11 protein-coding genes are annotated in these 12,766 nt (G+C 73.1%); 3 read left to right on the top strand and 8 right to left on the bottom strand.

Features of this window, described 5'->3' with window-relative positions:
- Positions 1-34: 34 nt before the first annotated feature.
- The 7 genes from AW16_RS0100270 to AW16_RS0100240 all read right to left on the bottom strand — a co-directional run bounded on the left by AW16_RS0100270 (position 35) and on the right by AW16_RS0100240 (position 6,891).
- Positions 35-955 carry a type II secretion system F family protein gene (locus AW16_RS0100270; RefSeq protein WP_029287092.1) on the bottom strand — a complete coding sequence of 307 codons (921 nt, stop codon included), beginning with the start codon at positions 953-955 and terminating at the stop codon, positions 35-37.
- Positions 952-1,803, bottom strand: a complete 852-nt coding sequence (locus tag AW16_RS0100265; protein WP_029287090.1) for a type II secretion system F family protein — start codon at positions 1,801-1,803, stop codon at positions 952-954. The genes AW16_RS0100270 and AW16_RS0100265 overlap by 4 nt, the downstream gene beginning before the upstream one ends.
- Positions 1,800-3,113, bottom strand: a complete 1,314-nt coding sequence (locus AW16_RS0100260) for a CpaF family protein (RefSeq protein ID WP_029287088.1) — start codon at positions 3,111-3,113, stop codon at positions 1,800-1,802. Before AW16_RS0100260 ends, AW16_RS0100265 begins: the two co-directional genes overlap by 4 nt.
- Positions 3,110-3,883 (bottom strand): hypothetical protein, encoded by a 774-nt coding sequence (locus AW16_RS0100255; protein ID WP_051681534.1) that lies wholly within the window; start codon positions 3,881-3,883, stop codon positions 3,110-3,112. Before AW16_RS0100255 ends, AW16_RS0100260 begins: the two co-directional genes overlap by 4 nt.
- A gap of 3 nt (positions 3,884-3,886) precedes the next feature.
- On the bottom strand, positions 3,887-4,606 hold the full coding sequence (locus tag AW16_RS0100250) for an SAF domain-containing protein (RefSeq protein ID WP_029287084.1): 720 nt from the start codon (positions 4,604-4,606) through the stop codon (positions 3,887-3,889).
- A gap of 134 nt (positions 4,607-4,740) precedes the next feature.
- Positions 4,741-6,099, bottom strand: a complete 1,359-nt coding sequence (hisS, locus tag AW16_RS0100245) for a histidine--tRNA ligase (protein ID WP_029287082.1) — start codon at positions 6,097-6,099, stop codon at positions 4,741-4,743.
- Positions 6,100-6,165: 66 nt separating this feature from the next.
- Positions 6,166-6,891, bottom strand: coding sequence for an MBL fold metallo-hydrolase (locus tag AW16_RS0100240; protein WP_029287081.1), 726 nt, complete (start codon positions 6,889-6,891; stop codon positions 6,166-6,168).
- Positions 6,892-7,085: 194 nt separating this feature from the next.
- Here AW16_RS0100240 and AW16_RS0100235 point away from each other — a divergent pair, with 194 nt between their 5' ends.
- From AW16_RS0100235 to AW16_RS17390, 3 genes are all read left to right on the top strand, one after another.
- A complete protein-coding gene (locus AW16_RS0100235; protein WP_029287079.1) occupies positions 7,086-7,883 on the top strand; it encodes a peptidylprolyl isomerase in 798 nt (265 codons plus the stop codon).
- A complete protein-coding gene (locus AW16_RS0100230) occupies positions 7,880-9,610 on the top strand; it encodes a DUF349 domain-containing protein (protein WP_081861378.1) in 1,731 nt (576 codons plus the stop codon). The genes AW16_RS0100235 and AW16_RS0100230 overlap by 4 nt, the downstream gene beginning before the upstream one ends.
- A 104-nt stretch (positions 9,611-9,714) precedes the next feature.
- Positions 9,715-10,275 (top strand): hypothetical protein, encoded by a 561-nt coding sequence (locus tag AW16_RS17390; RefSeq protein ID WP_051681533.1) that lies wholly within the window; start codon positions 9,715-9,717, stop codon positions 10,273-10,275.
- Positions 10,276-10,314: 39 nt separating this feature from the next.
- Here AW16_RS17390 and AW16_RS0100220 read toward each other — a convergent pair whose 3' ends face one another.
- Positions 10,315-12,642, bottom strand: coding sequence for a bifunctional (p)ppGpp synthetase/guanosine-3',5'-bis(diphosphate) 3'-pyrophosphohydrolase (locus tag AW16_RS0100220; RefSeq protein WP_029287074.1), 2,328 nt, complete (start codon positions 12,640-12,642; stop codon positions 10,315-10,317).
- Positions 12,643-12,766 lie beyond the last annotated feature (124 nt).

Below are 12,766 nucleotides of genomic sequence, written 5' to 3'. Positions count from 1 at the left end.
GGTCGTTCGGTTCAGGTGGTGTCGTGGCGGGACCTTACAGCGAGCCCATGACGTTCACCACCGCGGGGTAGAGCAGGAACACGAGGAAGCCCACGCACAGCACGAGCTGTGCGACGAGCATCGTCTGCGAGCCCTCGCCGGCCTTCCCCTCGGACTCGGCGAGCTCGCGCCGCCGCAGCGACCCGGCACGCGCCGCGAGCGAGTCACGGACCTTGGCGCCGTCCTCCGCGACGAGAGCGAGCGCCGCCGCGAGGTCGCGCAGCTCGTCGATCCGCAGCTCCTCGCCCAGCTGGCCGAGCGCGGACCACGGCGTGCGGCCGTGCAGGCGCGCCGACCCGAGCGCGTTGCGGATGCGGACCATGCCCCACCCGTCGCTGAGCTCCGACGCGCTCTGCAACGCCTCGGGGACACCGCGACCGCCGGACAGGCTCATCGCGACGAGGTCGAGGAAGGATCCGACGACGTGCCGGAAGTCGCGTCGCCGGTCAGCGGCCTGCGACCGCACGACGACGGTCGGCAACGCGGCTCCGATCAGCGCCGCGAACACGCTGACGAGCAGCGGCGCACCCAACGACACCGACACGCCTGCCACCGCCGCGACGGCCGACAGCACCACGGGCACGAGGAAGCCGACCACACCGGCGACCACCGACGTGGCGAGGTGCTGCTCGAGCGTCCTGCCGAGGACCGCGAGGTTCGAGCGAAGTCCCCCGAGGTCCACGCCGATGTTCGTCAGCACGTCGGCCGTCGACCGTCCGACGCGACGCGCCAGGACGGACTCGGTCGCGCGGTCCGGGTTGGCCTCGACCGCCTGGACCCGCGACCGGAGCTCTGCGCGGCGGACGTCGAGACGCACGAGCGCGCTGCCGGGCTGCGTCCGCGGCGGCGCGAGGACCAGGACGAGCAGGAGCACGCCCAGGCCGGCCGCGGCCCCGGCGAGGAGAGCGATGGTCATCGGTCCTCCTCGGCCACGAGGAAGCGCGCGGGCATGTCGACCCCCGACAGCCGCTTCATCCACCAGAAGCCGGCCGCGAACAGGAGTGCGACGAGCACGAGCACGAGCTGCCCCTGGAACGTGCCGTACGGCGCGACGTACGCCGGGTTGGCGAGCGTCAGTCCCACCATCACGACGAGCGAGAACACGGTCACGATCTGGGCCGAGCGTCGGGTCGACGACCGTTCCGCGGTGACCCTCTGACGCATGTCGAGCTCGGCACGGGCGGCCTCCGACAGGGAGGTCAGCACCTGCCGGAGGCCGGGACCGCGTAGCCGCGCGTTGAGGATGAGCGCCGCCACCACGAGGTCGGCGCTCGGGTCGTCGAGGTCGTCGGCGAGCCCGCGCAGCGCGACGGGCAGCGGGACACGCACGCGCAGGCGGTCGACCATGAGCCGCAGCTGGGGCTGGATGGCCGGCGACGCCGCGTAGACCGTCGCCGGGATCGCCTGCTCGAGGCCCACGGCACCCGCGATCGTGTCCCGGAGCGACTCGGTCCAGGACGCGAGCCCCTCGAGGCGTGCGGTCTGCTGACGCTCGGCCTTCGCCCCGCCGAGGAGGGACGGCGCTGCGAGCGCGAAGGCCGCGGCCGCTGCGGCCGCCACCGGCCAGCGGGTGACCAGCAGCACGACGAACGCGACGACCGCCGCGATCACCACGCGCCGCTGGACGCGGTCCCGCCTGATGGTCCCGCGACGGACCCGGGGCGGCCGCTGCTCCGTGCCCATGACAGCAAGCACGAGGAGCAGCACCCCCGCGCCGACGACGGCGCCGGCGAGGACCACGACGAGAGTGCTGAGCGGGATCACATGGCCCCCCGCAGCGCGTACGACGGCTGGTATCCGACCGCCACGAGGTCGTCGAGGCACGCGATGGGTGCTGCGGCCTGTGCGACGCCGTCGGCCCCGGCCGCGAACACCTCGCTCGAGAGCACGCGGCCGTCGACGCCGTTGACCTCACGGATCGACGCGACGTAGCGCCGCAGCCGACCGCCGGCGGCGTACTCGTTGTGCTTCTGGACGAACACCACGAAGTCGATCGCGCCCGCGATGAGCATCATGGTGGCCTCGACGGGCAGCCGCTCGACCGACTGGATCGCGTACGTCGAGATGCGGTTGAACACCTCGATCGAGCTGTTCGCGTGGATCGTCGACAGCGAGCCGTCGTTGCCCTGGCTCATGGCGTTGAGCATCGTGACGATCTCGTCGCCCAGCACCTCGCCGACGATGACCCGGCTGGGGTTCATGCGCAGGCTGCGCCGCACGAGCTCGGACATCGGGATGCCGCCGTTGCCCTCGGAGTTGGGCAGCCGTTCCTCGAACGCGACCACGTTCGGGTGCAGCTCGGGGAACTCGCCGAGCCCCAGCTCGAGCGCGCGCTCGACCGTGATGAGCCGCTCGGTCGGGTCGATCTCGTTGGCCAGCGCGCGGAGCATCGTCGTCTTCCCGGCGTTGGTGGCGCCGGCGATCATGATGTTCTTGCGGGCCGCGACCGCGGCCGAGAGGAAGGCCGCGACGTCCGGGGTGACGGAGCCGTAGCGGACCAGGTCGTCCAGGTGGACACGGGACAGGCGTGCGCGTCGGATCGAGATCGACGGCCGCGAGCACACGTCCATGACGGCAGACAGGCGCGAGCCGTCGGGCAGGCGAAGGTCGAGCTGCGGGTTCGCGGAGTCGAACGGGCGGCTCGTGAGGCCGGAGTAGGCGCCCAGGATCTGCACGAGCTCCACGAGCTCGTCGTCGGACTCGGCGACCGGCGCCCAGCGCTCCTCGCGTCCGTCGGCGAACTGCACGAACACGTTGTCGCAGCCGTTGATGTCGACGTTCTCGACGTCCGGGTCGTCCAGGAGCGGCTGCAGCCGGCCGACGCCGTAGAGCGCCGCGTGGATCCCTGCGGAGATCTCCTCCTCGTCGTGCGGCGACGGCGGCGTCCGGCCGGACGCCATCTCCGCACGGGCGTGCGCGTCGAGCACGCGGCCGATGACCGCGCGCGCGAACTGTCGCTCGTCCTCGGCCGACATGGGCGGGAGGCCCGAGGCTGCGTCGTCGCGCCGCTGCCGGGCCAGGACGTCGGCGACCTCTTCACGCAACCGGCGGACCAGTGCCTGGTCGAGACTCACGCGACACCCCCCTGCGCGTAGCGCCGCGTCCCGGCCAGGCGCGCGACGGGCTCGACGAGCTGGCGCGCCGAGCGCACGAGCAGCGAGCGGTCGATCCCGCGCTGGATCCGGCCCGCGACGACGTCGGCGGAGCGCTGGTCGACCGCGACCGTGCCGAGGACCGGGACGCGCAGACCCTCGTGCGCCAGCAGCTGCTCGAGGTCGCGCACGGTACCGGCGTCCCGCGCCTCCGCGACCGCGACGATCCCGAGCGCGGGCAGGGCTCGCATCCCCGAGTCGATCGACGTGAGCCAGCGCAGCCGCTCACGCAGGTGCGAGAAGCCCTCGATCGTCGGACGGACGACGAGCACGAGCACGTCGGAGTCGAGCGCGAGCGGCATCGCCGGGCTGTCCGGTCCGAGGCGACCGACGTCGGCGACGACCGTTCCCGGGTGCGCGCGCAGCACACCTCCGAGCGTGGGCCAGACGGGCCCCATCGACGCCACCTGGCCCGGCGACTGGACGCCGCACAGCACGTCCAGCCCGCCGTCGATCCGCTGCACGTGCTGCTCGAGCTGCACCGCACCGCGGCGCGCCTCGACCGCGAGCGTGAGCAGGCCGGTGTCGGGGTCGAGGGGCGTGCCGTCCGGGGCCGACGACCACAACGAGAGGTCGCCGCCCGCCGGGTCGGCGTCGACGAGCACGCTGGGCCCGGGCCACACCGACGCGATCACGCGTGCCGTCGTCGTGACGCCGGGCGAGCCCTTGGCGGAGGCGAGGGTGACGAGCACGGCTCAGTCCTTGTCCGTCGCGGTGCCACGCGAGACGAGCGTGACGGCGAGCGAGCCGTCCGCGGCCACCGCCGCCACCGTCGGGGCCTGGGCCGCGTCGACGATGAGCGTCACGACCGTCCCGGACGACGTCGAGCCAGAGTCCGAACCGCCGACCGAGCTCACGCGTGCCTGCGGGACCAGGACCGTGCCCGTGCCGTCGGCGACCTTGACCAGCTGCACGACGTCACCCGCCTGCAGACCGCTCGCGGGCATCCGCCCGGCGCCGAGCGACGCACCCACGGCGACCTTGCCCGGCGTGAGCAGCCCCGACGTGGTGAGCATCGTGGTGTCGAGCAGCTGGCCCGAGCTCAGCTGCACACGGGCGTAGCTGCCGACCACCTGTCCCTGCTGGGACGCCAGCACGAGGCGCGTCCCCTCCGAGGCGACCTGCGTCGTCGTGAGGTCGCCCGCCGTGATCTGTGCCCCCGCGGCAACGTCGTGCGCCAGGGCCAGCACGGGAACGCGGGAGTCCTGCCGCAACGCGACGAGCCCGGCCACTGCCGCGCCGCCGACGATCAGCAGCACCGCCAGGACCGCGAGCAGCGGCCGGCGCTCACGCGGTGCGCGCGGGAGGCGGTCGCCCGCCGGGGCGCTCCCCGCCGGGGCGAGACCTCGCGCCTCACGGGCGCGCCGTCGGTCGGTGGCGCCGTCCTGGACTGCCGGTCCGGTGCTCGTCGTCATCGTTCCCCCGTCGTGGTGCACGCGTCCCCAGGTTCGGAGACGTCCGGTCGGGAGGCACTATAAGCAGGACCAATCGGACGCGCGTGCCGTGTCCGTCGCCCGGAGCACGCTTCACCCGATCGGCTGAGCGGCTCTCACGCCTCGACGACGCGCGGCCACAGGTCGTCGGCCGGAGGCGTCCAGACCGCCGGGTCGGCGTCGACCTGGTCGCCCGAGCGGATGTCCTTGACCTGGTCAGGAGCGCCCTCGGCGCCGACGAACCACACGAACGGGATACCCCTGCGGTCGGCGTGCCGGATCTGCTTGCCGAACCGGGCCGCCGCCGGCGCCACCTCGACCGGGATCCCCCGGGCACGCAGCCGCGCTGCGACGTCGTCGGACCGATCGCGCCCCTCCTCGTCGTTGACCGCGACCAGCACCGCGGTCGGCACCGACCTCGTCGCGCGCACGAGTCCCGCGGACAGCAGTCGGGACACGAGCCGCGAGACGCCGATCGAGAGCCCGACCCCCGGGTAGGTGGTCGCACCGTCGGACGCGAGCGTGTCGTAGCGACCCCCGGAGCAGATCGAGCCGAGCTGCTCGTGCCCCACGAGCACGGTCTCGTAGACCGAGCCCGTGTAGTAGTCCAGCCCGCGCGCGATCTTCAGGTCCGCGACGACCACACCGGGCGAGCGCACGGCCGCGGCGCGCACGAGCGCGCCCAGCTCGGTCAGACCCTCGTCCAGCAGCTCGGTCTGCGCGCCGTGCCGGTCCGCCAGGGCACGCACCCGGTCCACGACCGTCTCGTCGTCACCGCTGATCGCGGCGAGCTCGAGGCACGCCCGCGCCTGCTCGTCGGTCGCCCCGGCCTCGGCGACCAGCAGCGTCGCCACCGCGTCAGGGCCGATCTTGTCGAGCTTGTCGATGCTGCGCAGCACGGCCTCGACGTCGTCCAGCCCGACGCCGCGGTAGAACCCCTCGGCGACCTTGCGGTTGTTCACCAGGATCCGCACGGGCGGCAGCCCGATCGACCGCAGCTCGCCCAGCGCGGCCGCGATGACGAGCGGGAGCTCGACCTCGTAGTGGTACGGGAGATCGCCCGCGCCGACGACGTCGATGTCGGCCTGCACGAACTCGCGGAAGCGCCCGTCCTGGGGCCGCTCGCCCCGCCACACCTTCTGCACCTGGTAGCGGCGGAACGGGAAGGCGAGGTGACCCGCGTTCTCAAGCACGTACCGCGCGAACGGCACGGTCAGGTCGAAGTGCAGTCCGAGCTGACCTCCGCGCTCCGGCGCCGCCTCGGGGTCCTCCTGGAGCCTGCGAAGCACGTAGACCTCCTTCGAGGTCTCCCCCTTGCGCAGCAGCTGGTCGAGCGGCTCGACCGCACGGGTCTCGATGCCGGCGAAGCCGTGCAGCTCGAACGTCCGCCGCAGGACGTCGAGCACGTGCAGCTCGACGATGCGCCCGTCGGGCAGCCACTCGGGAAATCCGGACAGGGGGGTCGGTCGCGCCATGGGCCGATCCTCCCAGACGCGCGGCGCTCCCCCGCCGTCGCGTCTCAGCGCGGCGGTCGGCGCGACTCAGCGCGGCCTGTGCGCCAGGTAGGGGTTGCGGCGCAGCTCGGTCGCCATGTCGCTCGTCGGACCGTGCCCGGGCACGACGAGGGTCGCGGGGTCGAGCGCCGCGACGACCTCGTCGAGCGTGCGGGCCATGACCTCGTCGTCCCCGCCCGGCAGGTCGGTGCGCCCGATGGTCCCCGCGAACAGCACGTCGCCCGTGAAGGCCACCGGGTCGCCGTCGATCTCGACGAGGTAGAGCGTGGAGCCCTCGGTGTGGCCGGGAGCATGCCGTGCGACGACGACGAGCCCGCCGAGCTCGAGCACCACGTCGGCATCACGCCCCTGCACGGTCCCGAAGGTCTCGACCCGGGCCGGCAGCTCGTACGCGCGCGGGTCCACGCCGCTCGCGGCGATCGCCTGGGCCAACGGGCCGCCGACGTCGTGCGACGCGGGACCGCCGATCGAGCCGAGCGTCCCGAACGGGTCGTGCAGGCGGTGCTCGTCGGCCGCGTGCACGTGCAGCGGGACGTCGAGCCTGCGCGTGAGCTCGGCTGCGTCCCACGTGTGGTCGACGTGGCCGTGCGTCGCGAGCACCGCGACGGGCCTGAGCCCGCGCGCCTCGACGTGCGCGACCACCTCCGTGCTGACCCCGACACCTGCGTCGACGACGACGCACGACGAGTCGTCGGCCACCACCACCGTGCTGCGCGCGCCGAACACCTGCGAGACGACCGAGAAGACCTCCACCCGGCGACCGTACCGCCGTGGTCACCGCGCACGGTGACGTCGCGGTCGTGGACCGAACTGTGACCTGCCCGTGACCTGCGGGGCCGCTTCCCTGGCGGCGGGACGCCCGCGCCTGCCTAGACTGTCCGGGGTTCCCCTGTGCCGTGCCGCCGGACCCGTGCCGGCAGCACCGTCGACCGACGCGAGGAGTGTGCGTGTCCAGCAGCAAGCGTGAGCGTGAGTACCAGCAGCGGCGCTACGAAAAGTGGCAGCAGCGCCAGGCAGCGCACGCCGCGCAGCGCCGGCGTCGGCAGGTCGTCGCGATCTCGGTCGTGGGGGCGCTCGTCCTCGTGATCGCGATCGTCGGGGTGGTCGGGGCGACGAAGGACGACTCGCCGTCCGCCGCGGTCGAGACGCCGACGGCCTACTCGACGTCGTCCACGACGGACGCAGCGGCCGGCCCGAGCGACGCCGCCACGAACTTGTCCGAGGTGCCCGCGCCCGCGCTCGCGGAGAACCGCACCTGGACCGGTGACCTCACGCTCAGCCAGGGCGACCTCGGGATCACGCTCGACGGCGCGAAGGCGCCCCAGGCCGTCGCGAACTTCGTGACGCTCGCCGACAAGGGCTTCTTCGACGGCACGAAGTGCCACCGCCTCACCACCGAGGGGATCTACGTGCTGCAGTGCGGCGATCCCGAGGGCACGGGCAACGGCGGCCCCGGGTACACCTGGGGGCCGATCGAGAACGCGCCCGCGGACAACGTGTACCCCGCCGGGACGATCGCCATGGCGCGCGTCGGCGGGGACGGCTCCTCGATGGGGAGCCAGTTCTTCATCGTGTACAAGGACAGCACCATCGGCGCGGACAGCGCGGGCGGGTACACGGTGTTCGGCAAGGTCACGTCCGGCCTGGACGTGGTCACCGCCATCGCAGACGCGGGCACCAAGGACAAGGCGAGCGACGGCGCGCCGGTGAACGACGTCATCATCAAGGGAGTGAAGGTCAAGTGACGCAGACCCCGGACCAGCAGCCCGACCAGGGCGCCGACGAGGCCCAGGCCACCGTCACCGACGTGACCACCGACGTCGCTGCGCAGGAGCCCGAGCAGGTGCAGGTGCAGGTGCAGCCCACCGCGGAAGTGCAGGACCCGAGCACCGACGACGCGCCGGCCGACGACGCCTCCCCCACGCGCGAGCAGGTCGACGAGCCCGCGGACGACGCGCCTGCCGACGCTGCAGCCGCGACGGCTGACGCCACAGCCGACGCGCCGGCCGAGGCACCTGTCGACGACGCGGCGACGACGGACACCCCCGTCGACGCGCCCGCCGGCCCGACGCCCGCTGCGCCTCGCCCGGCCGCGCCGTCGCCCTCGGCGATCCGGCCCCGCCCGCCGGCCGCGACCGCGGTCCCGCACCCGCCCGCGGCCCCTGCCGCAGCACCCGCCGCCGCACCGGTCGCTCCCCCGGCCGATGCCGCCGAGGCCGCGCACGCCGCGACGTTTGGCAGTGTCGACGACGAGGGCAACGTCACCGTCCGTGAGGCCGCCGGCGACCGCGTCGTCGGCCAGTTCCCGGGCGCGAGCGCCGAGGAGGCGATCGGGCTCTACGTCCGCCGCTTCCTCGACCTGCAGGCGAAGGTCACGCTCTTCGAGGCCCGCCTGTCGGCGGCCGACCTCTCGGTCAAGGAGATCGACCAGACGCTCGCGAAGCTGACGTCCGAGCTCGAGGAGCCGGCGGCGGTCGGCGACCTCGACGGGCTCCGTTCCCGCCTCGACGCACTGCGCGGCACCGCGGCTGAGCGCCGCGCCGTGGCGGACGCCGAGCGTGCCGCTGCCCGGCAGGTGGCGGTGGAGCAGCGCACGTCGATCGTCGAGCAGGCCGAGAAGATCGCCGGAACGGAGCCGAGCCGGGTCCAGTGGCGGCCCGCGGGCGAGCAGCTGCGCACCCTGCTCGACGAGTGGAAGCAGGCCCAGCGCTCTGGACCGCGCCTCGACCGTGCCACCGAGGAGGCGCTGTGGAAGCGCTTCAGCCACGCACGTACGACGTTCGACCGCGAGCGGCGGCACTTCTTCGCCGAGCTCGAGCAGCGCAACGCCGGTGCGAAGGCGGTCAAGGAGAAGCTGGTCGTCGAGGCCGAGCGGCTGCAGAGCAGCACCGACTGGGGTGCCACCGCGGGGGCGTTCCGCGACCTGATGACGCAGTGGAAGGCGGCCGGCCGTGCGAGCCGTGCCGACGACGACGCGCTGTGGGCCCGCTTCCGCGGTGCGCAGGACGCGTTCTTCGCCGCCCGCGACGCGCAGAACGCCGCGACCGACGAGGAGTTCCGCGCGAACCTCGTCGTCAAGGAGGCGCTGCTCGTCGAGGCCGAGACGCTCGTGCCGGTGACCGACCTCTCCGCCGCGAAGCAGGCGATCCGTGGCATCCAGGACCGCTGGGAGGCCGCGGGCAAGGTCCCGCGCGGTGACGTCCAGCGCGTCGAGGGACGCCTGCGCGCCGTCGAGAGCGCGATCCGCGACGCCGAGCAGGCGCAGTGGACGCGCTCCAACCCCGAGACGCGGGCACGTGCCGAGGGCGCCGCGGCGCAGCTCGAGGCCGCCATCGCCGGCCTCGAGGCGGACCTCGATGCCGCCAAGGCCAAGAAGGACGCGCGCCGGATCGCCGAGGCGCAGGCCGCGCTGGACGCGCGACGTGCGTGGCTCGAGCAGGTGCAGCGGGCGGCGCAGGACGCACGCGGCTGATCTGTTCGACCCGACGGCCCGCCTCGACCACACCGGTCGGTGCGGGCCGTCGTCGTCCACAAGGCCCGAGCCGAGGCACGCCTCCGCGCGGCATGCTCGGTCGTATGCACGAGCTCGCACGCTTCCGCCCTCCGCGCCCTGCGACCCCGCCGCGGTGGCTCGGCCCCCAGGACCTCACGACGGCCGACCGCGCCGCTCTCCTGCGCGACGGCGTGCTCGTCGTGCTGCACGGCGGTGCGGTGGCTCCGGCCGGGACGCGCCTGCGCCCGGACGAGCGCGCCGCGGCAGTCGCAGCCGCCGTCCCGGCGCGAGGTGCGCTGGCGCGGCGCACCGCGGTGTGGGTGCACACCGGTGCGGGCGGACCGGGCAGGGTGGAGATCGTCCTCCCCGCAGGCACGCGTCGCGCGGAGCCCGCACCGGAGCGCGTCGTGCACGAGGCCGCCCTGGACCGCCACGACGTCCAGCTGGTCGGCCGCACGCGCGTCACGACGGTCCAGCGCACCGGCCTCGACGTGGCGCGGTGGCTCGAGCCCGACGAGTCGACCGACCTGCTGAGGGTGCTCGTCGACCACGGCTTCGAGGTGTCGGCCGCCGACCGCGCGCTCGCCACGCTGAGCGGGCACCGTCACGTGCTGCGCGCCAGGCACGTCCTCGCGCACCTGTGACCCGGCCGTCGTCAGGCGAACGTCGTCAGGCGATCGTCGTCAGGCGCGGATCGACGGCTCCTCGGCACCCTTGGCGCCTGTGATCCGGTAGACGTCGAAGACGCCCTCGACCTTGCGCACGGCCGAGAGCACCGACGCGAGGTGCGACGGCTCCGCCATCTCGAACACGAACCGCGAGAGCGCGACCCGGTCGCGAGACGTCGAGACCGACGCAGACAGGATGTTCACGTGGTGGTCCGACAGGACGCGCGTGACGTCGGACAGCAGCCGAGAGCGATCGAGCGCCTCGACCTGGATCTGCACGAGGAACAGCGACGACGAGGTGTGACTCCACGAGACGTCGACCATGCGCTCGGGCTGTGCGCGCAGCTGCTCCACGTTGATGCAGTCGCTGCGGTGCACGCTCACGCCGGCGCCACGCGTGATGAAGCCGACGATGTCGTCGCCCGGCACGGGCGTGCAGCACTTGGCGAGCTTGACCCAGATGTCGTCGACGCCCTTGACCACGACGCCGGGGTCGCCGGTGCGCACGCGCCGCGCGGACTGACCGGGCCGCGCCGTCTCGGCGATGTCCTCCTCCGCAGCGGGCTCGCCCCCCAGGGAGTGGACCAGGCGCTGCACGACGGTCGACGCCGACACCTGACCCTCGCCGACCGCTGCGTAGAGCGCGGAGACGTCGGCGTAGCGCATCTCGTTGGCGAGCGCGACGAGCGCCTCGTGCGACAGCAGCCGCTGGATCGGCAGGTTCTGCTTGCGCATTGCCTTCGCGATCGCGTCCTTGCCGTGCTCGATGGCCTCCTCGCGGCGCTCCTTGGAGAACCACTGGCGGATCTTGTTGCGCGCGCGGGGGCTCTTGACGAACCCGAGCCAGTCGCGCGACGGGCCGGCTGTCTCCGACTTCGACGTGAAGACGTCGACCACGTCGCCGTTCTCGAGCGTCGAGTCGAGGGGCACGAGGCGGCCGTTGACGCGCGCGCCCATCGTGCGGTGCCCCACCTCGGTGTGGACGGCGTACGCGAAGTCGACGGGCGTCGAGCCCGACGGCAGCGCGATGACGTCGCCCTTGGGCGTGAACACGTACACCTCGGAGCCGGCGATCTCGAACCGCAAGGAGTCGAGGAACTCGCTGGGGTCCGCGGTCTCCTTCTGCCAGTCGACCAGCTGGCGCAGCCACGCCATGTCGTTCCCGGCGGTGTCCGTGCCCTGCCCGTTCTGGTTCTTCGCGGTCTCCTTGTACTTCCAGTGCGCCGCGACGCCGTACTCCGCGCGCCGGTGCATGTCGTGCGTGCGGATCTGGATCTCGACCGGCTTGCCCCCAGGCCCGATGACCGTGGTGTGCAGCGACTGGTAGAGGTTGAACTTCGGCATCGCGATGTAGTCCTTGAAACGGCCCGGGACCGGGTTCCACCGCGCGTGCAGCGCGCCGAGCGCCGCATAGCAGTCCCGCACCGAGTCGACCAGGACCCGCACGCCGACGAGGTCGTAGATGTCCGCGAAGTCGCGTCCGCGCACGATCATCTTCTGGTAGATCGAGTAGTAGTGCTTGGGCCGGCCCGTGACCGTCGCCTTGATCTTCGCCTGGCGCAGGTCGGCGCCGACCTGTTCGCGCACCACCGTCAGGTACTCCTCGCGGGCCGGGGCGCGCTCGGCCACGAGGTGCACGATCTCCTCGTACACCTTGGGGTAGAGCGTCGCGAACGACAGGTCCTCGAGCTCCCACTTGATGGTGTTCATGCCGAGCCGGTGCGCGAGCGGCGCGTAGATCTCGAGCGTCTCGCGCGCCTTCTTCTCGGCCGACGAGGCCGCGACGAACTTCCACGTCCGCGCGTTGTGCAGCCGGTCCGCGAGCTTGATGACCAGCACCCGGATGTCGCGCGACATCGCGACGACCATCTTGCGCACGGTCTCGGCCTGGGCCGCGTCGCCGTAGGTGACCTTGTCCAGCTTGGTGACGCCGTCGACGAGCATCGCGACCTCGGGCCCGAACTCGCGGCGCAGCTGGTCGAGCGAGTAGTCGGTGTCCTCGACCGTGTCGTGCAGGAGGGCGGCGACGAGCGTGGACGGCGTCATGCCGAGCTCGGCGAGGATCGTCGCCACCGCGACCGGGTGCGTGATGTACGGGTCACCGCTCTTGCGCAGCTGACCTCGGTGCGCGCGCTCGGCGACGACGTAGGCCTGCTCGACCGCGGTCAGGTCGGCCTTGGGGTGGTTGGTCCGCGCTGCCTGGAGCACCGGCTCCAGCGCAGGGAACGCGGGGCCGCTGCTCCCCCGCCCCGCGAACCGCGACAGGCGCGAGCGCACGCGGCCCGTGCTGCCGTCACCCGTGACCAGCGAGCCCGTATCGGTCGAGACGACGTCGTCGCTCAAGCCCACCCCCGTCTCGAGATGGTCCCCGGCCGGCCGGCGGGGGAACCGTTCTCCCGAGTCTACGGCCGTCGCCGCAGGTGCCTGCGCCGTGACCACCACGCACCCTCGTCGGGCACCCGCATGA

This window comes from Cellulomonas sp. HZM, assembly GCF_000708885.1.
Classification (GTDB): Bacteria; Actinomycetota; Actinomycetes; order Actinomycetales; family Cellulomonadaceae; genus Cellulomonas.
Note: the sequence above shows the minus strand (reverse complement) of the source record. Positions and strands in the feature narration are given on the sequence as shown.

Bases quoted from the DNA above. Each gene is read 5' to 3' on its own strand.
- hisS (WP_029287082.1), bottom strand. From the start codon at position 6,099: ATGGCGCGACCGACCCCCCTGTCCGGATTTCCCGAGTGGCTGCCCGAC.
- AW16_RS0100250 (WP_029287084.1), bottom strand. From the start codon at position 4,606: ATGACGACGAGCACCGGACCGGCAGTCCAGGACGGCGCCACCGACCGA.
- AW16_RS0100270 (WP_029287092.1), bottom strand. From the start codon at position 955: ATGACCATCGCTCTCCTCGCCGGGGCCGCGGCCGGCCTGGGCGTGCTC.
- AW16_RS17390 (WP_051681533.1), top strand. From the start codon at position 9,715: ATGCACGAGCTCGCACGCTTCCGCCCTCCGCGCCCTGCGACCCCGCCG.